This is a genomic window from Flavihumibacter rivuli (genome assembly GCF_018595685.2).
GTDB lineage: Bacteria > Bacteroidota > Bacteroidia > Chitinophagales > Chitinophagaceae > Flavihumibacter > Flavihumibacter rivuli.
In genome coordinates this window covers 4,236,231-4,262,679 of record NZ_CP092334.1, presented here as the reverse complement: position 1 = coordinate 4,262,679, position 26,449 = coordinate 4,236,231, and the positions used below count along the sequence as shown (strand labels likewise).

The following is a 26,449-nucleotide window of genomic DNA, read 5'->3' as shown; positions in this document are numbered from 1 at the left end:
AAAAGCTAAATTAGCAGATCAGCAAACTGCCGCAATTGAACGAAAAGGAACTGTTCGAAAGATTAATTCAGCGAGATGATTCAGCCTTCAGGATCCTGGTAGAAGGCTGGAAGGACAGGATATATAATACCGCCCTGGGTTTGGTACAGGATGAAGAAGATGCAGCAGATATCGCCCAGGAAGTATTCGTATCGGCTTGGTTAGGGTTGAATTCCTATAGGGGTGACGCTGGCATTACCACCTGGCTATACAGGATAACCGTAAACAAATGCATGGACCTGCTACGGAAGAGAAAAAGGAAGTTACTGTGGAGCAAGCTCTTTCATTCGGGACGGGAAGAGGACCCAGAGGAAAATAATGCTTTGGAATTTCACCATCCGGGGGTATTGCTGGAGAAAAAGCAGGAGGCTGCCATCTTATTGACAGCGATCAGGCAATTACCCGGCAACCAACGGATAGCTTTCAGTTTGCAGAAAATTGAAGGCTTAAGCCAACAGGAGATCAGTGCGATCATGGAGATTTCGGAAGGCGCAGTGGAATCGCTGTTACAACGGGCTAAAACGAACCTGAAAAAATACCTGAACAGTTACTTGAAACAAAATAACCAACTATGACCGGCAACACACCTGAAGAGCAGAAGATTAACTCCATCCTGGATAGCCTTGACGGGATCCAGAGAGCTACTGCCCCATCGCACCTTTACACCAGGGTGAGTGCCCGGCTTTCCACTACCGGAAAATGGTGGAGCAGGCCGGCGGAATTCCTTTCAAGACCCATGGTTGCTTTTACGCTGGCACTGCTGTTGATCCTTGTCAATGGCTGGATCATCTTCAAGGAGAACGCCTCTACTGCAGAGGAAAAAACAGAACCATTAACAGCGCTTGCCCAGGAATACAATTTTGACCAGTCATCATTAGCAGACGCCAATACCCTCACCCCATGAAACAAATGAATCCCAAAACCCTGCTGGTGATCATCACCGTTTTACTGGCATCGAATATCATCTTGCTGGGAACTTACTTCATCCGAAACCGCAGCCAGCATGGAAGATCGGGCAGCGACAGGTCGCCCGTAGAGTATATGACCAGGGAATTGAAACTGGACCAACAACAAACCGAACAGTTCAGGAGTTTATGGGAGGCTAACCGTAATAGGAACAAAGCCCTGTATGACTCATTGAGAACAGCCAGGGAAAGGCTTTATGGTTACCTGAAACAGGAGCCACAGCCGGATAGCCTGATCACAATTACCTCAGCCTCCATGGCAGGAATGGAACAAACCCTCATCCTGAATAATTACCGGCATTTCAGGGAACTCAGGAAGATCTGCAACCCGGAACAACAGGTAAAGTTGGATACCCTTATTACCAGGATGGGCAAAAGGGGTAGCCGAAGAAAATGAGGCAGGTGAAAATTCTGTTTATTTTATCTCCCTCAAAGTTGTACCAATTTCGGTGACCTGTAACTGGTGCCTTAGGCCGCATTTTAAGGCGAAATTATTTTTCTGGTGACCAACCGGAAAATCAAAGCATACCGGATAGGAACAATCCTCCATCTTCTCCAGTACAATTTCCACCAGGTTCTTCCCAAATTCTTCTTCCGGCTTCTCAGCAGGCTTGACCTTAAAGCCCCCCACTACCAAGGCGGCAAGATGCTCCAACTTCCCGGAACGCTTCAGGTTCCAAAACATCCGGTCAATACTGTATAGATATTCTCCCGTATCCTCCACAAAAAGGATCTTCCCACGGGTATGGATATCCGAAGCAGAACCGGCAAGGTTTTCCAAAATCCTCAGGTTTCCTCCAACCAATACCCCTTCTGCCCTACCCTGCTTATTCTGCGGATGGGCCGGCGCTGTATACAACAGGTGCTCGCCCATGATGGCCCGCTTGATAGACAGGATGGTCTCCATCTGGATCGGCTCAGCTGCATTCCAGTCTGTGGGGAAGCTATTGCACATCTTGGAATGGAGGGTCGCGATACCATAATGCCGGTTCACGTGGTTATGCAAAACTGTAATATCAGAAAACCCAATAAGCCATTTCGGATGGCGGCGAAGGTGCCCAAAATCGATCCGGTCAATGATCCGGACAAAGCCATAGCCACCCCTTGCACACATTATGGCGCTAACAGTGGGATCTTTCAGTAATACCTCAAAGTCGGCGGCCCTTTCTTCATCCGTACCGCCAAAAGTCCCATCTTTCTTACCAATGGTGCTTCCCAGTCGAACATTAAGCCCCCATGATTCCATTTGCCTGACTGCCGGGATCACTTCTTCAAGGGTCACGAATCCGGCAGGAGAGGTAATGGCAATAGTATCCCCAGGCTTAAGGAAAGGAGGCTGCTTCCCCGGGAGTTCAGGTTCAGGGGAGCTGCTGACCAGAGGCAGTCCAAGGCCCAACAATAGCCCGTTTCCAATAAAATCCTTGCGTTTCATTATCTTCTAAAATAACCCTAAATCCGAATTCAGCCATCAGCAATAAGCGCTGATAAGGGTTTCGGAGCTATCCACCACCAGGGATTGCCCCCGTTTTTTGGGGCATCCCCTGCTTTACGGTATTTTTGCCCTCCCCCAAGGAGGACCGGACCATGTTCGTCTCCACGGGGAAACAAAAGCAAGACAATGAATCAACCAAAAAGATACCTGATCACCGCGGCACTGCCCTATGCCAACGGATTGAAACATATTGGTCACCTGGCAGGTGCTTATCTTCCGGCGGATATCTATGTCCGTTACCTCCGGGCACAGAAAAGGGATGTAGTATTTGTCTGTGGCTCTGACGAGCATGGTACGGCTATTCCCATCCAGGCCATGAAGGAAGGCAGTACCCCCCAGGCCATTATCGACAAATACCATGGGATCATCAGGGAGAACTTCCAGGACCTGAGCATTTCCTTTGATATTTACCACAGGACCAGCTCCCCCATCCACCACGAAACCTCGCAGGAATTCTTCACCATGTTGAATAATGCAGGCGAGCTGGAGACCAGGGAAACTGAACAATACTATGATGAGGCAGCCAAAACCTTCCTTGCGGATCGCTATATTAAAGGCACCTGTCCCAAATGCGGGTTCAACGGAGCCTATGGCGACCAGTGTGAAAAATGTGGGACTTCACTGAGTCCGGACGAATTGATCAACCCGATCAGTACCCTCAGCGGCCAGCCCCCGGTGAAAAAGAAGACCACCCATTGGTACCTTCCACTCAACAAGCATGAAGACTTCCTGCGGAACTGGATCCTGGGGGAACACAAAGAAGATTGGCGGGCCAATGTTGTTGGGCAATGTAAAAGCTGGATAGATGGCGGCCTGCAACCGAGGGCAGTTACCCGCGACCTGGATTGGGGGATCAAGGTACCACTCCCGGAAGCGGAGGGGAAAGTGCTGTATGTCTGGTTCGACGCACCAATCGGTTATATAAGCGCCACCAAGCAATGGGCGATCGATAATGATAAGAACTGGGAACCCTATTGGCAGGATAAGGATACTAAACTGGTTCATTTCATCGGGAAGGATAATATTGTATTCCATTGCATCATCTTCCCTGTAATGCTGAAGCTGCATGGCAATATCCTGCCCGACAATGTCCCCAGTAATGAGTTCCTGAACCTTGAAGGTGACAAAATGAGCACCAGCCGGAACTGGAAGCTCGATATGCAGGACTATATTGATGATTTCGTGAAGAAGGAGAATGGTGGTCCCCAATTGGTGGACGCCCTTCGTTATTACCTGACCCAGATAGCACCCGAGACCAAGGACAGCGAGTTCATCTGGAAAGGCTTCCAGGATGCAGTGAACAGCGAGTTAGTGGCCATCTTCGGCAATTTCGTGAACCGTGCATTTGTCCTGATGCATAAACTCACCTCCGGAAAAGTTCCGCCACTGCATGAACACCTGTTGGATGAGAAGGATAAGGGCATGCTGCAAGAGTTCTCCTCAACCAAAGAAAGGGTTGAGCAGCTGCTGGAACAATACAAGTTCCGCGAGGCACAGTTCGAAGTGATCGACCTTGCCCGTAAAGGCAACCGCTATATGCAGGAAAAAGAGCCCTGGATCAAGGCCAAGCAAGTAGATGAAAACGGGAAAGTATTGCCCGCTGCGCAAGCCCTGATTGATAATTGCATGCACATCAGCCTGCAGTTATGCGCCAACCTGGCTATCCTCATCAACCCCTTCCTGCCCAATACGGCCAGGAAAATGCTGCACATGATGAAAGTGGTGGAAAAGATGCTGGATTGGGAAAACGCAGGCAAGACCAAATTGCTCAGTGTGGGTTATAGCCTTAGGGCCCCGGAATTGTTATTCAGAAAAATAGAGGACGTGGAAATACAAGAACAAGTAGAAAAATTAAAAGCCAATAGCCAGGCTACCCTTGCCGCCGCATCAACAGAACAGCCGGCCGCAGAATCTAATCCCCCCGCAGCAATCAAGGAAAGTCCCGTGAAACCTGAGATCGTGTTTGACGACTTCGCCAAGATCGACCTGAAAGTGGGAACTATCCAGGCTGCTGAAAAAGTGGAAAAGGCAGACAAGCTCCTGAAGTTGTCCGTAGACCTGGGCTTTGAAACCCGCACCATTGTTAGTGGAATTGCCTTGCACTTCAAACCGGAAGAGATCGTAGGCAAGCAGGTGGTAGTAGTAACCAATCTCGCACCGAGGAAGATGAGGGGCATCGAAAGCAATGGAATGATCCTGATGGCAGAAGACAGCAAGGGCAAATTGCATTTTGTTCGACCCGAAAATATAATCAACCCGGGAGCGGGAGTAAGCTAAAGATTGCATAAAATAAGAAGGCGCCGACCAATGATCGGCGCCTTCTTATTTTAAGTAATTACTCATTTCCCAATATTCAGGCGTAAACCAGCCTGGATATAAAGGGACCTGGCCTTTCCAACATCAATGGCTTCGACATCCTTTTGGACATTCGTTAACGACCACTCATAAGAAAGGTCAATGAAAATTTTCCAGATATCAACACCAGCTCCTGCAAACAGGCCCCAGTTTGTTTTCTCTATAGCATCTTCATCCAGCTCATCACCAACACTAGTGATGAAAAACCCGGAAACCCCGCCAAAACCCCTTAACTGGACAGCGGTCTTCTGATCACCTAATAAACGGATACCCACGGCAAGGGGCACACGGATACCGTTAACATCAGCATCAAAATTCAGTTCTGTTTCCTGGTCTATGACAGAAACTTCCGTTTTCTTACCAACGTAATACAAACCAGGCTCAAAATAAATTTTCTTTCCAATCTCAGCGCTTAATCCGATCTGCCATCCGGTCTTGGACTTGACGGTACCGCCCTCATCCTTGGACCAATCAGTAAAATTCAAACCAGCTGTCGGCTTTAATACGGTTTGGGCTGAAACGAATGATACGGTAAGCAGTGTTACCAATGAAAGCAGGAGTGATCTCATAAATAAAAGTTTAGTGGGTAATGAATATGAAAAAAGTTCCATTAAAACCTTATTCTACTATGCAGCCACTTAACCATTATCCATTCAGAGGGCGGGGTCTATAACCGATCGAAAAGGAAGTGATTGATCAGGAATTAAAAACCACACAAAACAACATTACACTATACAAAACTTAAACATTTTCAATTATTAACAAAATAATTTTATATTCATGTATAGACTTTGCGGTGAAACCAGGCCTACTTGTAAAGCGCCATTCAACATGCCTGCTGACAACCGTCCACCAATCAATACACCCTAAATGACAAAAGAATAGCGGAACTTGGGAAGGAGAATTAAAATATTCCTGGTTATCCTGTTGAGTTTGGCTGCTATCCTTACCATTCTCCGGCCTGTTATCAACCGCCAGCTTGAAAAGGCAGTGATCAGGTACATCAACACCAATGCCACTGACCATGAAAAGGCCAATACAACCATTAAAGACCTTAAGCTCAACCTACTAAAGGAGCGAATAACCATTTATGGACTTAAAGTAAATGCCACCGCCACCCAGGATCAGCCTAACGCTTACAGTATGGACATCCCCAGGGTGACCATACAATTGAAAGCAATACTGCCTCTTTTAAGGAAAGAATTACTCATAGATTCCATTTACTGCGACCAACCTTCCATTAAAGTCGATTTACTGAAAGAAAAGGAACAAAAACCGGTCAGCACCTCTCAGGTCATAGGTAATACCTACAGCAGCCTGCGCTCCATTCTTAAACTACTTTACTTCGACCGGTTCATTATTCATGAGGGCAACCTGCAAATCATTAAAAAATTTGAACGTGGGGGCACCCCATTTCACCTCAAAAAATTCAACCTGCTGATCAGTAGCTTTTCCAGCGAATCCCTGAAAAGATTCGAACGTGAGGGAAAATATGGTGACGAGGTTGTCATATTTGAAGCACCCCGTCAAAAAATAGATCTTTTGAACAACCGGAATTCAATAGCTTTCAAAACAATCCTATTGCATTCAGGCAGGCACCTCATAGAAATGGACAGTTGCACCATTCTCCATTACGGGAAAGACCAGGCGGGCAACCAGATGAAGCTCTTCCTGGACACTGTCAGGATCAGAAGGCTTCGTCTTGACAGGCTTTACCATGAAAGCTTCTTTGAAGCAGACACCATAGAATGTTACCGTCCGGACATCAAGCTATTCCTTGTTTCCAGGTCGCATGTAAGTGATACCATTGATACCAGGAAACACCGGAATTTTCTTTCCAGGCTGGCTAATAATTACCTGATCCATCACATTATCCTAAAAGACGCGGCGACCAGTCTTGAACATAAAGCAGGCCTTCGGACCAACAGGCATAAACTGGACCAATTGGATATTTTAGCGAAAGAAATCCATAGGAGCGACTCAACCCATCAACTCGTGAGGATTGACAGCCTTGCCATAAACCTGAGCGACTACACCCTTTATTTGAATGACAGCAGCAGGAGCATGCACTTTGACAGCCTGCTCATCTCCAAGAATAAAATCCACCTGATCAATTATGTTGGGCTCCCACTCAAACCCCAGCTTAAAGGTTTGGAAAGAACATTATACGTAGACCAGCTTGATATTGCAGACATTGACTGGATAGAATTACTGGCACATAGAAGAGTCGTGGCTGGTTCGATCACTTTGCAAAGGCCCAGGATACAGCTTGTGCAGAGAGAACATGCAACGAATCCCAGGGCAGGGACCGACCTATTCAGGATCCTTTCCAATATTGGATTCCGGACCGATGTGCGTGCCCTTTACATGCATGACGCAACTGTCCTATACAAGGATCCCCGAAAAGGATCAGCAATGAACCTGCAAAACCTTGACATATCGATTTCCCCCGAAAAAGTTTTCTCAGCAGGCGATATCAGCAGCCTGGAAAGATCGGTCAATACTTTTCAATTTAGCAAAGGCGATCTCACCAGTAAAAAATCAACGATCAGGATGGAGGGCCTCCGATTTGATTATAAGGGGAAATCAACTACGATCAATAATATCCTATTCAGGTCTGCGAATGGCGCTATAGAAGCCAGGCTAATGAAAGTCAGGGGGGGAATCATCAATATTAAACCGGCTCAGCAAACCATCAATACAGACCACTTATATTGGGATAGCGCCCATATATCCATCCAACAGCCAAACCATACTGTTCGGCCATCGACAAAGCAGGCACAAAATATTTCCCTAAACGAGATCAGGGGCAGGCGGACAACCATTGAGCTGAGCCTGCACCAAAACCACCTCACCACCAAGCTCAATAACCTGTCCGTTGGCGGGTTTGAATGGAAGAACAAAAAGCCCAAGTTCCAATGGCTAGAACTAAGCGGTGAAAACACCAAAGCAACACTTGCCAATAATACAACTATTCAGGTAGCTCAATTCAGGTTAGACAAGGATGGCAGGATGGACATCAGTAACGCGGGATTCATCCAGGGGAATAATAGCGCATCAGCAGAAAAGGTGATGGCTGCACTACAACCCACTGGGTTCCTCAACAAGGACTATAAGCTGAGCCACCTGACGATCATCAACCCGGTGTGGAAAGGAAGCACATCAGCAAGCATTCATCCTCCAAATGCTTCACCCAAAAAACAACTTCCTGATTTCAGCATCACCAGACTGGAAATTGTCAACGCAACGATCGATCACCAAACCCAAAACAACAAGGGCAATTCTGTCATCCAATCCAATGGCCTGGAAATAGCGGCTAATGACATCAGGCACACTAATGGAAAAATCACAGCAGGAGAAACACTAACCAACTTCCATAATTTAATTTTTTCCCAGCAAGGGGGAACAGGCATTGATATCAGGCAGCCAGGCATGATGCAATTGGAAGGACTAGCCCTTGATCGAGGTTCAGTAGACAGGCCGGGAAAAAGTTGGGAGTTCAAATTATCCGCATCCAAAATAAAGGGGTTGCAACTGGCCCTTCAAAACAAGAGCAAGCCCCACCATTTTGATATCCCTGATGTAGTCCTTAAGGATTTCTTGCTTTCGAGTGACAAGATCAGGAATCCTGCTGCATTGATACAGTCAAATCCGGGACTCGAACTGACGGCAAGGGCGCCGGTCCTAACGCTAAACGGGACCAGGATAGACCTTGGCACCCTTCATCTCAATATGCGTCAGAATATGGCCAGTATGGAAAACATTAGTATCCGGCCAGTATTGGAACGGGATAGCTTTATGGCAGCAAGCGCTTTCCAAAAAGACCATATTTCCATTCAGGCCAATCAGGTCACCCTGTCCACCAACCATATTCAACAAATATTCAGGGATAGCTTAGTTGCCATCCAAAACATTCACATTTTGCAGCCCCAGGTATCTATTTACCGGGATAAAAACCTGCCGGCAGAACACGGAAAGACCAAACCTTTGCTGACGAGGACGATAAGGAACATACCTATACGAATGGCCATTGATTCCATTCGATTGCACGATGGGAAGGTAACCTATGAAGAGAAAAGCAGTAAAACCGGCAAGACAGGTTCCGTTTATTTTACCAGGCTAAACGCTACTGTTGGCAAGGTCAAATCCTTTGGGCATACTGGAACTGACTCCCTTAGTGTAAATGCAGATGGCAAACTGATGGACAGCATTCGAATCAATGTAGCCATCAAAGAAAGCTACCTGGATTCACTGGCAGGATTCTTGATCACAACCAGGATGGCACCTGGCTCTGTTACGGTATTGAACAATATGATCCTTCCCACTACATCAATTGAGATCAAGTCAGGATGGATCGACAGTCTCTATATGCGAGCGGTTGGAAGGGAGTATTTATCATTAGGGGAAATGACTTTTTACTATCACCGCTTAAAGATAAAGCTCCATAAAGGAGGGGATATCAGCCAAAGGACATTACTAACTGACCTGGCCACATTTGCCGCCAACTCTTTGGTGGTAAGGACCAATAACCATCGTCGGAAAGGCATCATTTATTACCAGCGGAACAGGGAAAAAGGCATCGTCAACTATATCGTTAAAATGGCCATAAGCGGGGCGGCAAGCAGTGCCGGGGCAAAGAGCAGCAAGAAATACCTAAAGCAGTACAGGAAGGCATTATCTGACTATAACCTCCCTCCTATCGAATAAAACCCCTTGCTCATTCAGCCGATCAATTAGGGTGATTCCGTTAACTAACTTAACTTTAGGCAAGAGTTTCAAGCCCGGAATCGGCGAACAACTCATTGGGCAGATCCGCTCTTTGGGAACCTGGTGGAGGCAAGGTTAGCATCATCATTCATTACCAAAAAATAAAGCACATGAAAAGGTTCTTCTTTATCGGATGCCTGCTGATGCTCGTTGTTTGGGGATACTCCCAGGTTGTGAAAGTACCAGACAATGCCAGGAAGGATTTTGCAAACAGGTATAAATCCGCCAAGAGTATAGACTGGTCGAATAAGGTAACCAATTACCAATGCAATTTCATGGAAGGCAGCATTGCTTGTACTGCATTTTACAATTTAGATGGCTACTGGTCTTATACAGAGAAAAAGATCACCGATGAAATGATACCCCAAAAAACGGCGGATAGTTTTTCAAAAAGTAAGTACCGAGACTGGGAAAGCAAGTCGAAAGTATTCATTGAAAACAATAATGGCCAGAAAATGTATCGTTTTGAGGTAAAGAAAGGGATTGAGAAAAAATACATTTTCATAGACGAGGATGGCAAGACCATAAAGGAAACTAGTTCTATCTAACAACAATTTCAATTGCGAACCATCCACTATTGCCATTGGAGTCTGCTCCAATGGACGTTTACCTTTTACCCTTAATAGAAGAGCGTATCCGGCATCCAGGTATGTTTCCTTAAAATTTGAACTCCCCATTAATTTTTTCACTTTTTTCCTGTTATATCCTATCTTCGAATTAAATAGTTGTTTAGCTAACTAATTTTACGAAACTGTCTTGACATATGAAAAGAACGATCAAAAAAGTTGCCGTACTGGGTAGTGGGGTTATGGGTTCCCGCATTGCCTGCCACTTTGCCGGAGTAGGCTTACAGGTATTGTTGCTTGACATGGTGCCCAAGGATGCTGTGGAAAGCAGCAGTAAGGCAGCCAGGAACAAACTGGTAAATGACGCCCTGCAGGCGGCCATCAAAAGCAATCCCTCCCCTGTCTACACGAAGGATGTGGTAAAGCGAATTACGACCGGAAACTTTTCGGATAACATGAAGGAGATAGCCGGGTATGACTGGATCATTGAAGTAGTGGTAGAGCGGCTGGATATCAAGCAACAGATCTTTGAGCAGGTTGAGCAATACCGCAAGCCGGGTACCCTGATCACCTCAAATACTTCAGGCATTCCCATCCATATGATGGCAGAAGGCAGGAGTGAAGATTTCAGGAAGCATTTTTGCGGAACCCACTTCTTCAACCCACCTCGTTACCTGCGCCTCCTGGAGATCATTCCCACACCGCATACAAGCCCTGAAGTGATCGATTTCCTGATGGAATTCGGCAGCCTGCAACTGGGCAAGACTACCGTTCTATGTAAAGACACCCCGGCTTTTATTGCTAACAGGATTGGCGTATACGGAATCATGGCCATTTTTGGCCTCGTAGAGAAAATGGGTCTGACCATTGACGAAGTGGATGCACTTACAGGCCCCATTATTGGAAGGCCTAAATCAGCAACATTCAGGACAGCAGATGTGGTGGGTATTGACACCCTGGTTAAGGTCGCGAAAGGCGTGGCTGATAATTGTCCAAATGATGAACAAAGGGCAGCCTTTGCCATTCCCGCATGGTTGGATAAAATAATCAGCAATAATTGGCTGGGTGACAAAACTGGTCAGGGATTCTTCAAGAAAACCAAAGGTGCGGGAGGGGAGAAAGAGATTCTTACCCTTAACCTGCAAACGATGGAATATGGAGCCAGGAGCAGACCGAAGTTCGCTACCATCGAAGCGGCAAAGCCTATCGATGACCTGAAGACGCGATTGCAAATGCTGGTACAAGGAACAGATAAGGCGGGAGAATTTTTCCGTCATTTCCATTATGGTTTATTCTCCTACATTTCACATCGCATTCCTGAAATATCTGATGACATCTATCGTGTAGATGATGCCATGATGGCTGGCTTTGGTTGGGAGATCGGAGCTTTCGAAAGCTGGGATGTAATGGGGGTGGAGAAGACCATCGGGAAAATGAAAGAAGCCGGCTACAGTGTTGCCCCATGGGTAGAAGAAATGATAGCCGCCGGTTGCAAGACCTTCTTTAAAGTAGAAAATGGCAGGAGATTGTACTATGACCTGGAATCAAAATCCTATAAGGCCTTACCGGGTGGGGATGCCTTCATTGTAATGAAGCATTTCGAAGGTCAAACAGTCTGGAAGAACAGCGCCTGCCGAACCTACCACCTTGGTGATGATGTATTAGGCCTGGAGTGGAATACCAAAATGGGAAGTATCGGGGGCGAAGTACTGGAAGGGATCCAGAAATCTATTGCACTGGCGGAAGAAAAATATAAGGGATTGGTGATCGCTAACGACACGGCTAATTTCAGTGCCGGTGCCAACGTGGGTATGATCTTCATGCTGGCCATTGAACAGGAATACGATGAACTGGATATGGCCATTCGCATGTTCCAGAACACCATGATGCGAGCAAGATATTCTTCCATTCCTGTAGTTGTAGCGCCTCACGCACTAGCGCTGGGCGGGGCTTGTGAATTGACCCTTCATTCAGACAAAGCCTGCGCAGCTGCGGAAACCTATATCGGCCTGGTAGAACTCGGTGTCGGCTTAATTCCTGGGGGTGGCGGAACCAAGGAATTCGTATTACGTGCAGCAGACGAAATGCATGAAGATGAACCAGAGAATATTACGCTAAAGAATCGCTTCCTCACAATTGCTACCGCAAAAGTGGCAACATCCGCCCATGAAGCATTTGAACTGGGGATCTTAAGGAAAGGGCTGGATGAAGTGGTGATCAACCAGGGCCGCAGGATTGCAGAAGCGAAAAAAAGTGTGATAGAATTGTACGACAGTGGCTATATCACCCCAGTTCAACGCAATGACATCAAGGTTCTTGGTCGATCTGCCCTGGGTGCACTCTATGCGGGCATCAATGGTATGTGGAGGGCCAACTATGCCACCGACCACGATGCAGTAGTGGCCAGGAAGCTAGCTTATGTAATGTGTGGAGGCGACTTGAGTGAACCCACCCTGGTTAGCGAGCAATACCTCCTTGACCTCGAAAGGGAAGCCTTCCTTTCCCTTTGCGGCGAGAAGAAGACGCTCGAACGCATCCAGAGTGTCCTCAAAGGCGGGAAACCTGTAAGGAACTAAACAACACACAAGCCAATAATGAGCGCCGGTTATGCCGGCGCTTTTTTCTTAAATATTCAATGTTTAAACACAAACAGTCGGAGACGGGTCGGAGACGGGTCGGACTATCGCCCGACCCATCTCCGACCGCTGATGGAATAATTGGGATAAGTTGGGCTACTCGTGGTATATTAAAAGAAAAAACTGTGTCAGTATTAACGCTCAATCAAATATTTAAATCCTATGGAAAAGTGCAAGCCCTGAAAGGGGTTTCCTTCGAAGTTCCACGGGGAAGTGTTTTTGGCATTCTTGGACCCAATGGAAGTGGAAAAACCACCCTGTTGAGTATCATTCTTGATGTTCTGAATGCGGACGGAGGAGCCTATTCCTGGTTCGGTCAGCCGGGATCTAAATTGCAGAGGCGTGGTATTGGATCCTTGCTGGAAACACCCAATTTCTATCATTACTTATCAGCTGTCAATAATCTCAAAATCACCCAAAGTATTAGTGGCAGGGGAAATGAGGAACAGATCATGGGAGTCCTTAAGAAAGTCAACCTCTTTGAAAGGAGAAACAGCCGGTTCAGCACCTATAGCCTGGGCATGAAACAAAGGCTGGCTATCGCCGGGACCCTACTCGGCAACCCGGAAGTCCTGGTATTCGACGAACCCACCAATGGTCTGGATCCGGTGGGCATTGCAGAAATCCGGGATTTGATCAGGGAATTACACGAGCATGGACACACCATTATCATGGCCAGCCATTTATTGGATGAGGTAGAGAAAGTTTGCTCCCATGTGGCCATCCTGAAAGCCGGGGAATTGATCACAACAGGAACTGTTGATGAAGTGCTGGCTGATGAAACCATTGTGGAAGTAAGCGCAGAAAACATGACCGCCTTAAACGAAATCCTCAGTGCCTTCCCGGATGTAAAAAACCAACAATGGCAAGAGCATCAGATCACCTTACACTTCAATAAGGGCGAGGACCCCGCCGAGAACCTGAACAAATTCTGTTTCGAAAGAGGAATTGTCCTCAAACAACTTCACACGAGGAAGAAAAAACTAGAGGCAAGATTCTTTGAACTCACCAACAACTAACGAGTCCCATATGCGTCAACTGATAAAAACCGAATGGTTAAAGATCCGCAACTATCCGGCCTTCTGGATCATGATTGGCATGATCGCCCTCTCCTACCCCGGAGTGAACTATGCTTTTTTCAATGTGTACAAAAAGATCACCACTGATAAGAACAACACGGCCCAGATGGCGAAAATGCTGCTGGGTGAGCCATTCAACTTTCCTGAAGTATGGCGTACTACTGCCTTTTTCTCCTCCTGGTTCGTATTCATCCCTGCTGTTATCGTGATCATGCTGATCACCAATGAATACAGTTACCGGACACACCGGCAAAACATCATTGATGGCTGGGACAAAAAGGATTTCCTGATGGCCAAATGGATAGATGTTTTAATAGTATCCTTATTGGTTACCGCTTGTTATGCTGCTACAACCATGATTATTGGCATCACCCAAACATCCGATCCTAAAGCCGATCCATTTAAACTCATACATTATACCGGGTTGTTTGCCTTACAAACCTTCTCCCAATTGTCCATTGCGTTCATGGTTGGATTACTCGTAAAAAAATCATTTATCGCACTAGGGGTATTCCTGTTCTATGGGCTCATTGTTGAAAATGTATTAGTGGGGATGTTCAAACACCTGATCTTTAAAAATGATATAGGAAGATACCTGCCCATGGAAGTTTCTGACAGGCTACTCCCCCAGCCCGCTTTCCTGGGCAGGCTTGATGAAAAAGGCTACCAGGCCATGTTGGATGCTATCCCAACCCATGTCGGGCTGACCTTCCTTGTTATCCTTATCACCTGGGCGGTATGCTATTTTGTTTACCAAAAAAGGGACCTGTGAGAACACAATTACAAATTCTGGTATTGCTGTTGGCAATCAGCCTGCAGGTATTCTCCCAACCACCGCCTGAATCAAGGGCCAAAGCCCAGGCGATGGAAATGGCAAAAGCATTACTCAACAAGGACTATAAGAATTTTGCCAGATACATGCACCCCAAACTGATCAAGGCTGCCGGCGGAGAACAAACACTGATGCAAAGAATGGATAGTACTAACCAGTTGGCGCGGCAGTTAGGTGCTGAAATAAAAAAGATACTGATCGGCAACCCGGAAAAAATCCACCTGTATAATCAACAGCTTCAATGCATCCTTCCCCAAACCATCACCCTTTCCAGTCCAATGGGCACAATTGAACTGGAAACCTCACTAATCGCCATTTCTGATGATAAAGGCAACAATTGGCACTTTCTGGACGCGCTGTTGTATCAATCAAAAGAGTTGAAAGAAAGCATGCCAGTCTTGGGCGAGGGCCTTAAAATACCTCTAATGAAGCCCCCTAAATTCACACCCGCTGCCTCAGGACAGCAATAATATTTATTTGGGGAGAAGCGCTGGAATAGCTGCATTGACCGTAGGATAAACAAAATCAAAACCGGCTTTCCTGATCTTGTCGGCACTAACGGTGGTACTCTTGAGGACTTCAATACTCATTTCACCCAGGACAGCTTTCAATACAAAAGCCGGCACATGCATGGGAATGAAGGTCCTACCCTTAAGATGTTCTGCAATGGCCAATGTCAAGGTCTTGTTATCTACAGGATATGGAGCAACCGCATTGTAAATACCATTCCAGTTTTCCTGCTGCAGGGCTTCCATATACATCCTCACCATATCTTCCATATGGATCCAACTGATCACTTGTTTACCGGAACTCAGGATAGCAGCCATTCCGAACCTGATTGGTTTGACAAATTCCGCAAAAGCACCTCCTTCAGGTGACAAGACAATCCCTGTGCGAAGGATCACCAAACGCTTTCCCAGTTCCCTGACCGGCTCAATGGATTGCTCCCATTGCCTGCAGGTATCACCAAGGTAATCGGTATTGGCAGGTGCAGACTCAACAAAGGGATGAGGGTTAGGAACTGTGGGATCTGGTCCATACCATCCAATGGCTGAGGCATTCACAACAGTCTTTACCTGGTTGGGTATTTCTTTTAAGGCCTTAACAATGGTATTGCCAGCATTCACCCTACTGAGCAGTATCTCCTGCTTGCGTGCCTTTGTCCAGCGTTTATCTGCCACACCTGCCCCAGCAAGATTGATGATATGATCCGCCCCGGAGATAGCTTCCGGCGCAATTGTACCAACCGCTGGATCCCAGTGCATATAACGAACCTGGTCGGTATCCTGCTGGCCCTGTTTGTTCCTGGTAAGGACAATTACCTTATACCCTTGTTTTACCAGTAAATTCACCAGGGCTTTACCAATCAAGCCTGTTCCTCCTGTAATACTTACTGTAGCCATAGTTCTAGTATGGTTGGGAATTTTTCAGCTGGCAATATAGAAGTTTTTACCCCGGAACCCCAACAATCATCACTACAACTTCCCACAGGAAAAATTGTTCACCGGACATGCTGGCCAGATTGATAAATGACTTCCCTCATACAATCAACAGGAAAAGCGAATCCAATTTTGACCTATCTCACCCTGGAACAAGCCATCATCTTTAAAAGATCATTGCGGGGTGCCATTCAGAAAGAGGCAAGTACAGCTATAACTGACCTTACCTGATAGTAGCCTTAGGATAAATTGCCTAAGATCAATTCTTATGGATACCCCTAATCAAAAGCCCCCTGCGAAAGCAGGGGGCCGACTATCCTGAGGAGGATAAACAACTAAAAACAAACTCGTTTTCAAAAGACGGGCATAAAGGCTTTAGTCAGGCTTCTTACCATCAAGGAAAGTATTGATGGTACTGATCTGGGTATTATTGTTATCATCTGTCCTCACCTCATAGTTGCTGTAGAAGTTCTCAGCAGGTGATACAGTGTTATAAAGTTCAAGATTGCGGCGGATATATGCCGGCACAGTTTCAAACTCGTTGTTTGGATCGGCTGCATTGATGTTGAATGACAGATTACGTAATTTCTGTATCCGCTCAGCAGCCTTTCGTTTTTGTTCCTCCGCTTCGTCCAGCATCGCCGGCTCCTCAGCAGGAGAGGTAAAAGAAGGTTGAGTTTGTGGTGCCCCAGGCTGATCCGCCGCTGGAGTTTCATCTTTGATCACCAATTGCATATCGAAAGAAGGTTCTTCCTCTTTCTGTGGCATTGCCGGCAATTGCTGACTGATGGGTTCGTTCACAGGAGACGTTTGTTCGGTGTAAGTTTTTACCTCTGACCGACTCTGAGGTTCTGCATAAATATTGGAAGGCTTGGCCAAGTATCCTCCTGATGCTGCAGACACCGGAGAATTATTTTCAGTTAGTTTCAGTTCGATCCTTTCGGGCTCAACCTGGTTGATCACCGGTTGCGAAGCTACCGGCTTTACTTCATGTTGGATATATAAGTTATCAACATTAGTAGTTGATGGTTCATCATCCGTAAACATCACTATCGGCTGTACATTAAGGGTAGATTCAGGCTCTACCAATTTTGGCTGAAGCGCTTCAGGAAGCGGGTTATCCACCACTGGAGCCACCGGTGCAGCCGGCTTCTTTTCTTCCACGAGAAAGGGTAAAACCGTTTGGTCATAGACTTTCGCCTCTTCATTCCTGGCACCAAGGGTCATCACAATCTTCTCTTCCTTCTTCACCTCAGGCTTCACTTCTGCCTTTTTTGCAAACGGATCCTTATACTCAAAACCTGTAGCGATCAAAGTGATACCGATCTGGTTGCCAAGGCTATTATCGTAGCCCAAACCAAGTATAACATCGGTGTCTTCGCCAGCCTGGCTTAACAGGTAATTCTGGATGATATCTACCTCGTCCATGGTAAATTCATGCTCCCCTTCAGCAGAGTTGATATTGATCAGGATCCACCTTGCCCCACGGATATCGTTATCATTCAGTAACGGTGAATTCAGCGCTTCTTCAATGGCTTTCTGTGCGCGATGTTCACCTGCAGCAGCGGCATTACCAAGGATGGCAACACCACCATTGCGCATTACGGTACATACGTCGGCAAAGTCAACGTTGATCTGGCCGGTGCTGCTGATCACATCGGTAATACATTTGGCTGCAGTAGCCAATACGTTATCAGCTTTCGCAAATGCCTCCTTCATTTTAAGGTTACCATACTGGTGACGGAGTTTATCATTGCTGATCACCAAAAGGGTATCCACATGCTGCTTCAGGGTTGATATCCCTTCTTCAGCCTGCAACTGGCGCTTCCTTCCTTCATAGGAGAAAGGTGTAGTAACGATACCAACTGTCAGGATACCAAGATCCTTACATATCCTTGCAATGATAGGGGCGCCACCTGTACCGGTTCCGCCACCCATACCCGCCGTAATAAATGCCATCTTGGTATTCACTTCCAGTATGCGCTTGATCTCTTCCAGGCTTTCTTCAGTAGCCTGTTTGCCAATCTCCGGATTGGCACCAGCCCCCAGCCCCTGGGTAAGATGGGGGCCAAGCTGTATCTTATTAGGCACATGGCTCAATGCAATAGCCTGTGCGTCGGTATTACAAATAATAAAATTCACCCCGTCAATACTTTGACTGTACATGTGGTTTACAGCATTGCTGCCACCGCCGCCCACACCAATCACCTTAATGATGGATGATTTTTCCTTCGGTAAATCAAAGTGGATCATAACACAAATTTTTTCGGCAGGCTAACCTGCCAATTTTAGAATAATGGGTTAATGAACCCGGGTCTGTTTTGGCCCAAACACCGGGAGGTTATTAAGAACTTATTTTTTGGGAGAAGGCCTATTAAAGCTGCTGGTCTTCTTCTTCCTTGAACAAATCGATCAGGTTATCCTTGAACTTACCCCAGAACTTGCTGATTCCAAGTTCAGAACGCTTCCGTACAACAGGGGCTTGTTCCTGGGCAACCGGCTCAGGCATTACTTCGGCCTGCTTTTGCAATTCCCTTGGCACTTCCACCGGCTTGAACACCCTCTCGAACTGCTTCCTGTTGCGCTCATAATCATCATAACCTTTCAGGATCAAACCGATACAGGTAGCATACATGGGCTTGGTCAACTCATCAATATGACCTGCTGCCAGGTGCTCATTGGGATATCCGATCCTTGCATTCAGGCCTGTGGTATACTCGGTCAACTGGATCAGGTGCTTCAACTGGGAACCACCACCGGTAAGTACGATGCCACCGTTCAGTACCCGGCTATCCATTCCTACCTGCTTCAGGTGATAACTAACAAAGTCCAGGATCTCACTCATCCTGGCCTGGATGATGTTGGCCAGGTTCTTTACACTGATCTCCTTGGGCGGCAATCCGCGCATTCCCGGAATCGTAATGAATGCATTCGCCTTAGCTTCATTCGCCAATGCTGACCCAAACTGTACTTTCATCTGCTCTGCCTGGGTCTTCAGCACTCCCAGTCCGGTCTTGATATCATTGGTGATATTCTCCCCACCAAAGGGAATAACGGCTGTATGCTTCAGGATGCCTTCATAAAAAACAGCCAGGTCAGTGGTACCACCACCAATATCCACGATCGCCACTCCTGCTTCAATATCCTCCATACCCATTACGGCAGCGGCTGATGCCAGCGGTTGCAACACCATATCCTTGGTATGCAACCCGGATTTTTCCACCGCCCTGTTGATGTTGCGGATGGCATTCTTATCACCGGTGATGATATGGAAGTTGGCTCCCACTTTCACACCGCCATAACCGATGGGGTTGGGGATATTCTGGAAATTATCTACAGTATACTCCTGTGGGATCACATCAATGATCTGGTCGCCTGCAGGAATATAGGTCTTATACTGATCAGCGATCAACTGGTCGATCTCCCGCTGTGAGATCTCCTCCTCTGTATTCTGGCGTACGATATCTCCCCTGGTCTGCAAACTCTTGATATGGTGTCCCGCAATACCTACATACACTTCACTGATCTCCAGGTTAGGATTAGAAGCATAGCAGTTTTCCAGGGCAGCGGCAATAGCCTTGATGGTTTCGTCGATATTCAAAACCTGGCCATGTTTCACACCATTGCTATTGGCCCGACCAAACCCAAGTATCTCCAGCTTTCCAAACTCATTTTTTCGGCCGGCGATGGCAGCGATCTTAGTCGTACCAATATCCAGGCCTACAATAATGGGTTGTTCGTTGTTCATAGTTGTATGTTGTTTTTAGTTGTTTCCGTCTTCATCAAAACCATGGCTTTCACCACGGATATTCGGTTTCAGGATATGGATGGTCTTCTGCTACTCTTGCTCATGGGCTTCTTCTACCCTTTCTTTCCCATTACTGCCTTGGGTTTCCGCTCATTGCTAACTGGTGGCGGTCCAGATGGTGTTTTCGGAGAGGATGGATTCGGGGATCTTTTTACTTCGCTTAAGGATGCCTGTGAGCCAGTATTGGCGCTGGTTTGAGGCCTATCCTTAACAGCTAAAGATGTACCAGCATTTTGGTCTGGCAATCTTTTGTTTTCCACAGATGTGGATATTGTATCAAGGGGTAATTCCCGTGCAACCTTTAGCAGTTGCTCAATGTTCTTTACCGCCTTAATGGAATCAACTTTTGAATACTCCCCGCGCCTTACAGCAACTACCTGTCCTTCGTACTGCACATTCACCTGGCTATACCGGTCAAACCCTGTCCTGCTCAACACCTGTTGGTAAAATTGCTCCAGCCTCCTGAATTTGCTTTCATGGTCATTGCCATCCCCAAACAGGATCACATGGTTGCCCACCATCGGTATCAGTTCAAATTGCCTTTGCGGATTGATATCCACCTGCGTTATCTGAGCTGTCCAGAAACTGTCGCTGACAAGTTTGTTACTGAGTTGCTTTACCTGCTGCAACAGCGCGCTATCGGCAGCCTGCTTCATTCGTAATTTCTCCGGAAACCCGGTGAAAACAGGAAGCTTAACCGGTGGTTTACCATCGGCAAGCGGAAGGTAATGCCCACTGCTATCGATATAGAAAGAAGTCCCCAGTCTTGTAAATATCCTGGCAATGGGCTCCCTTTCTATGATCCGAACCTGCAAAACACCATCCTTATCAAAGAACAGATCAGCATCTTTCACCCATACATTCTTCCCCAACTTTTCCTCCAGTCCTCGAAGGTCAAACTGGTCTACCGGCTTTCCCTTTAGTTTCCTTGTTCCGTTCGGCTGCAAGACCTTCCACACATCATCCTTATCCAGGAACATATAGTTGTTGACACCGGCGATCTCGATCTCCACCCCTTTGCAAACAGAATCGTTGGTCTTCCTTATCGCAGCCACCAGCACCACCAGCATGGCTATGCCGGCCACCAGCCATAAGACAGCTGCTATAACTTTCCTGATATTGATTCTTGCCTTGCTCATTTTTCCCTGGGACCCGCCCGATAGCCACCTCAATCGCCCTTCGGACAGGTACTGTTAGTACAACTCAACTATATGATTCAAATAACTTTACACTCTTTCCAATTCCTTCCGGATCTGTGGCACCAGGGCATCAATATCCCCTGCTCCGGCTGTGATCAGCAACCCGCCAAACTCCGTATTCAATTGCGGAATGAACTCATTCCTGATATACTCCAGCAGGTCTGGCTTCTCCATCAATCGCTTGCGCTCCATTTTCATTTTATCCAGCACCATTCCTGAACTTACTCCCGGCATCGGCAATTCCCTGGCAGGGTAAATGGGCAACAAGATCGTTTCATCGGCCAGGTCAAGGCTTTCCGCAAATCCCCCGGCCAGGTCATTGGTGCGGCTGTACAAATGTGGCTGGAACACTACGGTGCACTTTCGTTGGGGGAACAAGGTCCGTGCCCCTGTTATCAATGCCCGCAATTCTTCCGGATGGTGTGCATAATCATCCACGAATATGATCCTGCTGTTCTTCACCACATATTCAAACCTGCGTTTCACTCCCCTGAAGGCAGCTACAGCATCTTTTATCAACTCCTCTTCTATCCCCAATTGGTTAGCAACCGCAATCGCAGCGATGGCATTCTCCACATTATGCATGCCTCCCATATGAAGCGTCACCCCATTGATCACCTTACCCGGCAGCACAATATCGAAATGATAGCTTCCATCGTGCATCCTGATATTGGCGGCATAGCAATCTGCATAATCGTTCTGCAAACTATAGGTGAAATGGTGGTCTGCCTTCAGGGCCGATCCCCTTTTCAATCCCATCTTGCTGAACAGTACACCTCCGGGCTTGATCTTTGAGCTGAACTCTATGAATGCATCCTGCAGCGCCTCTTCGGTTCCATAGATATCCAGGTGGTCCGGATCCATGGAAGAGATCACGGCCATATCCGGCTGCAAACGAAGGAAGCTCCGATCATATTCATCTGCCTCTATCACCGACACATTCCTGGAATGGCTCCAGAAATTGGTCTCATAGTTCACAGAGATCCCACCCAGGAAAGCATTGCAGCCATAACCACTATGACGAAGGATATGCGAAACCATGGTAGTGGTAGTGGTCTTGCCATGCGTACCACCAATACAAATATTAAAAGAGCTCCTGCTGATCACTCCCAACACTTCACTCCGCTTCATTACCGTATAACCCGACTGCTGGTAAAAGACCAGTTCCGTATGGTCCTTTGGAATGGCCGGGGTGTAAACCACCAGTTCCACTTCCTTAGGGATCAACTCAAGGTTCTCCTCAAAATGAATGGCGATCCCTTCCTGCTGCAAGGCATCCGTAAGCGGTGTTGGTGTTTTATCATAGCCACTCACCTGCTTGTCCTGTGACTTGAAGTAGCGGGCAAGGGCACTCATGCCAATTCCCCCTATCCCAATGAAGTAAACTGTTCGTATGTCTTTTAGTGTCAGCAAGTCAATTCCCTGTTTTCATTTCGAGGTTTCCTTACCGAAAACCAGTTGAATTATTGTATTTGCAATTACCTCGTCAGCGTTGGTAACACCTAAAGGGGTAATATTACTTCTCAGTTGCTTTTGCTTCAATGGATCCTTTGCCAGTTCAATTACCTCAGGAACCAGCTTTTCCTTTGCATCATTATCCCTGATCATGATGGCGGCTAGTTTCTCAACCAGGTTCCTGGCATTCACGGTCTGGTGGTCCTCCGCAGCAAACGGATAAGGCACCAGAACTGCTGGCTTCTTCGTTACACAGATCTCGGCGATGGCCATTGCCCCAGCCCTGGAGATCACTACGTCTGCTGCCGCATAGGCCTGGTCCATCTGCGTGATGAAATCGTTTACCCAAATATTCTTCTTCCCCTCTGCCGCCTGCCTGCCCTGTTCTGCAAATGGCTTTCCGGTTTGCCAGATCAACTGGAGGTCATTCGCGCCAAATTCATTTATAGAAGCTGCAATGGCCTCATTGATACTCTTGGCGCCAAGGCTACCACCTATGGACAGGACCGTTGTTTTGGAAGGGTCCAGCCGAAAGAACCGCAAGGCTTCTTCCCGACTGATCGCTGACTGAACGATATTGGTCCTTACAGGATTTCCGGTTACCGTTATCTTCTCAGCAGGAAAGAACTTCTCCATGCCATCGGTTGCAACAAATACCCTCGTGGCCTTCTTCCCCAACAACTGGTTGCTCTTACCGGCGAAGGAATTGGACTCGTGCAGGAAGGTTGGAATACCTTTTTGCTGAGCGAACCGCAATACCGGGAAACTGGAATACCCGCCAACGCCTATCACAGCGTCTGGCTGGAAGCGACCGATGATATCCCGAACCTGTAAGAAACTCCTGATCAGCTTGAATGGCAAACTGATATTCTTTATCAAAGAACTCCTGTTAAACCCTGCAATATCCAACCCCTCTATCTTATAGCCAGCTTGTGGCACTTTCTCCATTTCCATTTTCCCTTTTGCGCCAACAAAAAGGATCTCAGTATCCGGCATTGCATTTTTCAGCGCATTGGCAATGGCGATGGCCGGGAATATGTGCCCCCCTGTTCCTCCTCCTGCTATGATGATCTTCTTTCCCATTTTATGCCGCTGCCTTTTCTGTACCTGCCTGTTGTTCCCTTATTTCATTCTTCTCTACATACCTTGATACACTCAATATGATCCCAATGGCCAGACAGGTAAACAAGAAAGAACTTCCTCCCATACTTACCAGTGGCAGCGTCACACCTGTCACCGGGAAGAGGTTAACATTCACTGCCATATTGGCCATTGCCTGGATCACCAGTGTAAAACTCAGCGCCAATGCCAGGAATGCACCAAAGGCATAGGGACATTTCCTGAACAACTGTATACTCCTGAACAGGAAAATGAGATACACTATGATCACCACTGCACCTCCTAACAATCCATACTCCTCTATGATGATAGCATAGATAAAATCAGAATAAGGATGCGGCAGGAAATTCCTTTGCTCACTATTACCGGGTCCCAATCCCAGTAAGCCTCCCTTCGCAATGGCGATCTTGGCCTGGTTCACCTGGTAGTTGTCATCATCATCTGTTTCCTTTCCTCCATAAATAAAGTTCTCCACCCTGTTCACCCAGGTGGTGTAACGGGCTGTCAGGCGGGAACGGTTCTCCACTTTCGCCTTCACACCGTTTCCGCTATTATGCTGTACAATTGCCGAAGTCACCAGGAAGGCCACAGGAATAAGTGCCACACCTACACAAAGCAGGAGGTGCTTCATGCTTACGCGTCCGATGAACAGCAGCAACATACTCGTTGCCCCTACCAAAAGGGCCGTGGAAAGATTCGCTGGCGCGATCAGCACACAGGTTACCGCAACAGGCATGATCACCGGCAGGAAACCTTTCTTGAAATCCTTGATCACCTCCTGCTTCTTACTCAGCAATCGGCTGACATACATGAACAAGGCCAGCTTTGCCAGGTCTGAAGTTTGGAAGGTCAGGTTGATAATGGGAAGCCTGATCCATCGGCTACCTTCATTCAACTTCACACCAAAGAAGAGGGTGTAGATCAACAACGGTATGGTCAGGAGAAAGACAAAAAGGGCTATCCTTGAAAAAAGGGTATAGTTGACCTGGTGTACAAAATAGATCACCATGATGCCAAGTGAGATGAAGGCCACCTGCTTGAACAGGTACACCTCCGTATTCCCCCTGTACATTTTATAGGCCAATGAACCAGTTGAACTATAGACCACCAGGAGGGACATCAGCGCCAGCAGTACTACCAGTGCCCAGATCACCTTGTCACCCTTCGTTCTATTTAAGATTTGGTTCATTGAACAATTAAATACTAGATAATAATTTAGCTATGATCTTTTACCAACAACCCTGATCACCCCCTAAAGACTCTTCACTATCCTTTTCACACCTTACTTACAGCGACTTAACCGCCTCCTTGAACTGACGTCCCCTATCCTCATAATTCTTGAAGAGGTCAAAACTTGCACAAGCAGGACTCAGTAATACCGCATCCCCCTTTTCCGCCAGCTGGAAGGCCGAATGAACCGCTTCTGCTGCACTGGATGTATTAACGATAACGGTCACGATATTCTGGAAGGCCTCATGAATCTTCCGGTTATCAACGCCCATGCAGACAATGGCCTTAACCTTTTCCTTCACCAATTCATCCAGCACGGAATAATCATTTCCCTTATCTACCCCGCCAAGGATCAGGATGGTTGGCTTATCCATGCTTTCCAGGGCATACCATGTACTATTTACATTTGTCGCCTTGCTGTCATTGATGAACTCCACTCCACGAACGGTAGCCACCTTCTCCATTCTATGCTCAAGTGACTCGAAGGTCTGGATCGCATCCTTGATCTTCTCCTTCCTCAATCCGACAACGGATGCCGCAATCCCTGCTGCCATTGTATTGTATTGATTATGTTTTCCCCTCAGCGCGAAATCGAACACGCTCATGTCAAACTTTTCCTCTCCGGTGTTGACTGTCATCTCCTGGTCCTTGATGAATGCTCCTTGCAATAGTTCTTTTCTCATACTGAACGGTAATGGGTTAGATAGGATGGAAAATTTATTGATATATTTCATGGTCACTTCATCATCTGCACAATAGATGAAGTAATCGTTCTTATCCTGGTTCATCGTTATCCGGAACTTACTGGCTATATAGTTTTCGAACTTATAGTCGTAGCGGTCCAAATGATCTTCTGTTATATTCGTCAGCACTGCAACATTTGGCTTGAAGTACCGGATATCATCTAGTTGAAAACTGCTCACCTCCACCACATACCATGGTTTGGGTTCTTCTGCTACCTGTCTTGCAAATGAATAGCCGATATTCCCCACCAACGCACAGTCAAGGCCTCCATTATGGCAGATATGGTAGATCAGCGAAGTGGTAGTGGTCTTACCGTTGCTTCCTGTGATGGCAATGATCTTGCTGTCACCTGCAAAGCGGTAGGCCCATTCGATCTCACTGATCACCTCTATGCCCTTCGCCCTGATCTTCTTCATCAGTTCATTCTTCTCCGGGATACCCGGGCTTTTAATAACCAAAGAACTTTTCAGGATCCTATCCTCATCATGTTTACCTTCTTCCCATTCAATTCCGGCGGCATCCAATTCCTGCTTATGGATATCCTTCAGCTTGCCGCCATCACTGACAAAACAGTCATAGCCCTTTTTCTTTGCGAGAAGTGCAGCGCCTACGCCACTTTCTCCTGCACCGAGTATGATGATCGATTCATTCATAAAAAAGTGGTTCTTCACGGATCAGGGGGTTCTTCAAAAGCATTGGTTTCACTGCACCACAATTCCTTTCA

20 protein-coding genes are annotated in these 26,449 nt (G+C 46.9%); 10 read left to right on the top strand and 10 right to left on the bottom strand.

Annotated features, from left to right (window positions below; all coding sequences use genetic code 11):
* The first annotated feature begins 35 nt into the window (after positions 1 to 35).
* The 3 genes from KJS94_RS18040 to KJS94_RS18030 are packed head-to-tail and all read left to right on the top strand — an operon-like array spanning position 36 to position 1,401.
* Positions 36 to 614 (top strand): RNA polymerase sigma factor, encoded by a 579-nt coding sequence (locus tag KJS94_RS18040; protein WP_214446686.1) that lies wholly within the window; start codon positions 36 to 38, stop codon positions 612 to 614.
* On the top strand, positions 611 to 943 hold the full coding sequence (locus tag KJS94_RS18035) for a hypothetical protein (RefSeq protein ID WP_214446685.1): 333 nt from the start codon (positions 611 to 613) through the stop codon (positions 941 to 943). The genes KJS94_RS18040 and KJS94_RS18035 overlap by 4 nt, the downstream gene beginning before the upstream one ends.
* Positions 940 to 1,401, top strand: a complete 462-nt coding sequence (locus KJS94_RS18030; RefSeq protein ID WP_214446684.1) for a Spy/CpxP family protein refolding chaperone — start codon at positions 940 to 942, stop codon at positions 1,399 to 1,401. Before KJS94_RS18035 ends, KJS94_RS18030 begins: the two co-directional genes overlap by 4 nt.
* An 18-nt stretch (positions 1,402 to 1,419) precedes the next feature.
* Here the strand turns inward: KJS94_RS18030 and KJS94_RS18025 are convergent, their stop codons facing one another.
* Positions 1,420 to 2,436 (bottom strand): S66 peptidase family protein, encoded by a 1,017-nt coding sequence (locus tag KJS94_RS18025; RefSeq protein WP_214446683.1) that lies wholly within the window; start codon positions 2,434 to 2,436, stop codon positions 1,420 to 1,422.
* A 186-nt stretch (positions 2,437 to 2,622) separates the two neighbouring features.
* On the opposite strand from KJS94_RS18025, the gene metG reads away from it, so the two are divergent.
* Complete coding sequence (gene metG, locus KJS94_RS18020) at positions 2,623 to 4,773, top strand: methionine--tRNA ligase (RefSeq protein ID WP_214446682.1); 2,151 nt, start codon at positions 2,623 to 2,625, stop codon at positions 4,771 to 4,773.
* 62 nt (positions 4,774 to 4,835) lie between these two features.
* Here metG and KJS94_RS18015 read toward each other — a convergent pair whose 3' ends face one another.
* Positions 4,836 to 5,420, bottom strand: a complete 585-nt coding sequence (locus tag KJS94_RS18015; protein ID WP_214446681.1) for an outer membrane beta-barrel protein — start codon at positions 5,418 to 5,420, stop codon at positions 4,836 to 4,838.
* 322 nt (positions 5,421 to 5,742) lie between these two features.
* On the opposite strand from KJS94_RS18015, the gene KJS94_RS18010 reads away from it, so the two are divergent.
* The 6 genes from KJS94_RS18010 to KJS94_RS17985 all read left to right on the top strand — a co-directional run bounded on the left by KJS94_RS18010 (position 5,743) and on the right by KJS94_RS17985 (position 15,201).
* Positions 5,743 to 9,558 (top strand): AsmA family protein, encoded by a 3,816-nt coding sequence (locus KJS94_RS18010; protein WP_214446680.1) that lies wholly within the window; start codon positions 5,743 to 5,745, stop codon positions 9,556 to 9,558.
* A 170-nt stretch (positions 9,559 to 9,728) separates the two neighbouring features.
* Positions 9,729 to 10,166, top strand: coding sequence for a PepSY-like domain-containing protein (locus tag KJS94_RS18005; RefSeq protein WP_214446679.1), 438 nt, complete (start codon positions 9,729 to 9,731; stop codon positions 10,164 to 10,166).
* Between the two features lie 215 nt (positions 10,167 to 10,381).
* Entirely contained in the window at positions 10,382 to 12,760 is a 2,379-nt protein-coding gene (locus KJS94_RS18000; RefSeq protein WP_214446678.1) for a 3-hydroxyacyl-CoA dehydrogenase/enoyl-CoA hydratase family protein, read from the top strand.
* 185 nt (positions 12,761 to 12,945) lie between these two features.
* Positions 12,946 to 13,839: an ABC transporter ATP-binding protein gene (locus KJS94_RS17995; RefSeq protein ID WP_214446677.1), complete on the top strand. Its 894-nt coding sequence runs from the start codon at positions 12,946 to 12,948 to the stop codon at positions 13,837 to 13,839.
* A gap of 10 nt (positions 13,840 to 13,849) precedes the next feature.
* Complete coding sequence (locus KJS94_RS17990) at positions 13,850 to 14,671, top strand: DUF2705 family protein (protein ID WP_214446676.1); 822 nt, start codon at positions 13,850 to 13,852, stop codon at positions 14,669 to 14,671.
* Positions 14,672 to 14,763: 92 nt separating this feature from the next.
* Positions 14,764 to 15,201, top strand: a complete 438-nt coding sequence (locus KJS94_RS17985; RefSeq protein ID WP_214446675.1) for a hypothetical protein — start codon at positions 14,764 to 14,766, stop codon at positions 15,199 to 15,201.
* Positions 15,202 to 15,204: 3 nt separating this feature from the next.
* Here KJS94_RS17985 and KJS94_RS17980 read toward each other — a convergent pair whose 3' ends face one another.
* From KJS94_RS17980 to murD, 8 genes are all read right to left on the bottom strand, one after another.
* Complete coding sequence (locus KJS94_RS17980; RefSeq protein ID WP_214446674.1) at positions 15,205 to 16,134, bottom strand: TIGR01777 family oxidoreductase; 930 nt, start codon at positions 16,132 to 16,134, stop codon at positions 15,205 to 15,207.
* A 411-nt stretch (positions 16,135 to 16,545) separates the two neighbouring features.
* On the bottom strand, positions 16,546 to 18,423 hold the full coding sequence (gene ftsZ / locus KJS94_RS17975; RefSeq protein WP_214446673.1) for a cell division protein FtsZ: 1,878 nt from the start codon (positions 18,421 to 18,423) through the stop codon (positions 16,546 to 16,548).
* 121 nt (positions 18,424 to 18,544) lie between these two features.
* A complete protein-coding gene (ftsA, locus tag KJS94_RS17970) occupies positions 18,545 to 19,918 on the bottom strand; it encodes a cell division protein FtsA (protein WP_214446672.1) in 1,374 nt (457 codons plus the stop codon).
* A 113-nt stretch (positions 19,919 to 20,031) separates the two neighbouring features.
* A complete protein-coding gene (locus KJS94_RS17965) occupies positions 20,032 to 21,117 on the bottom strand; it encodes a cell division protein FtsQ/DivIB (protein WP_214446671.1) in 1,086 nt (361 codons plus the stop codon).
* Between the two features lie 87 nt (positions 21,118 to 21,204).
* On the bottom strand, positions 21,205 to 22,590 hold the full coding sequence (gene murC / locus KJS94_RS17960) for a UDP-N-acetylmuramate--L-alanine ligase (protein ID WP_239804226.1): 1,386 nt from the start codon (positions 22,588 to 22,590) through the stop codon (positions 21,205 to 21,207).
* A 15-nt stretch (positions 22,591 to 22,605) separates the two neighbouring features.
* The gene (murG, locus tag KJS94_RS17955) at positions 22,606 to 23,715 is read right to left on the bottom strand and encodes an undecaprenyldiphospho-muramoylpentapeptide beta-N-acetylglucosaminyltransferase (protein WP_214446670.1); all 1,110 of its coding nucleotides are present in this window, start codon (positions 23,713 to 23,715) and stop codon (positions 22,606 to 22,608) included.
* Position 23,716: 1 nt separating this feature from the next.
* Positions 23,717 to 24,940: an FtsW/RodA/SpoVE family cell cycle protein gene (locus KJS94_RS17950; RefSeq protein WP_214446669.1), complete on the bottom strand. Its 1,224-nt coding sequence runs from the start codon at positions 24,938 to 24,940 to the stop codon at positions 23,717 to 23,719.
* A 97-nt stretch (positions 24,941 to 25,037) separates the two neighbouring features.
* Positions 25,038 to 26,378: a UDP-N-acetylmuramoyl-L-alanine--D-glutamate ligase gene (gene murD / locus KJS94_RS17945; RefSeq protein WP_214446668.1), complete on the bottom strand. Its 1,341-nt coding sequence runs from the start codon at positions 26,376 to 26,378 to the stop codon at positions 25,038 to 25,040.
* Positions 26,379 to 26,449: the final 71 nt, after the last annotated feature.

What these genes read in the sequence shown, in the direction of transcription:
- KJS94_RS17965 (WP_214446671.1), bottom strand. Translation starts at nt 21,117, where the DNA reads ATGAGCAAGGCAAGAATCAATATCAGGAAAGTTATAGCAGCTGTCTTA.
- KJS94_RS18015 (WP_214446681.1), bottom strand. Translation starts at nt 5,420, where the DNA reads ATGAGATCACTCCTGCTTTCATTGGTAACACTGCTTACCGTATCATTC.
- ftsZ (WP_214446673.1), bottom strand. Translation starts at nt 18,423, where the DNA reads ATGATCCACTTTGATTTACCGAAGGAAAAATCATCCATCATTAAGGTG.
- KJS94_RS18035 (WP_214446685.1), top strand. Translation starts at nt 611, where the DNA reads ATGACCGGCAACACACCTGAAGAGCAGAAGATTAACTCCATCCTGGAT.
- KJS94_RS18030 (WP_214446684.1), top strand. Translation starts at nt 940, where the DNA reads ATGAAACAAATGAATCCCAAAACCCTGCTGGTGATCATCACCGTTTTA.
- metG (WP_214446682.1), top strand. Translation starts at nt 2,623, where the DNA reads ATGAATCAACCAAAAAGATACCTGATCACCGCGGCACTGCCCTATGCC.
- KJS94_RS17985 (WP_214446675.1), top strand. Translation starts at nt 14,764, where the DNA reads ATGGAAATGGCAAAAGCATTACTCAACAAGGACTATAAGAATTTTGCC.
- ftsA (WP_214446672.1), bottom strand. Translation starts at nt 19,918, where the DNA reads ATGAACAACGAACAACCCATTATTGTAGGCCTGGATATTGGTACGACT.
- murD (WP_214446668.1), bottom strand. Translation starts at nt 26,378, where the DNA reads ATGAATGAATCGATCATCATACTCGGTGCAGGAGAAAGTGGCGTAGGC.
- KJS94_RS18025 (WP_214446683.1), bottom strand. Translation starts at nt 2,436, where the DNA reads ATGAAACGCAAGGATTTTATTGGAAACGGGCTATTGTTGGGCCTTGGA.
- KJS94_RS18005 (WP_214446679.1), top strand. Translation starts at nt 9,729, where the DNA reads ATGAAAAGGTTCTTCTTTATCGGATGCCTGCTGATGCTCGTTGTTTGG.
- KJS94_RS18000 (WP_214446678.1), top strand. Translation starts at nt 10,382, where the DNA reads ATGAAAAGAACGATCAAAAAAGTTGCCGTACTGGGTAGTGGGGTTATG.
- KJS94_RS17980 (WP_214446674.1), bottom strand. Translation starts at nt 16,134, where the DNA reads ATGGCTACAGTAAGTATTACAGGAGGAACAGGCTTGATTGGTAAAGCC.
- KJS94_RS17950 (WP_214446669.1), bottom strand. Translation starts at nt 24,940, where the DNA reads ATGAACCAAATCTTAAATAGAACGAAGGGTGACAAGGTGATCTGGGCA.
- murG (WP_214446670.1), bottom strand. Translation starts at nt 23,715, where the DNA reads ATGGGAAAGAAGATCATCATAGCAGGAGGAGGAACAGGGGGGCACATA.
- KJS94_RS17990 (WP_214446676.1), top strand. Translation starts at nt 13,850, where the DNA reads ATGCGTCAACTGATAAAAACCGAATGGTTAAAGATCCGCAACTATCCG.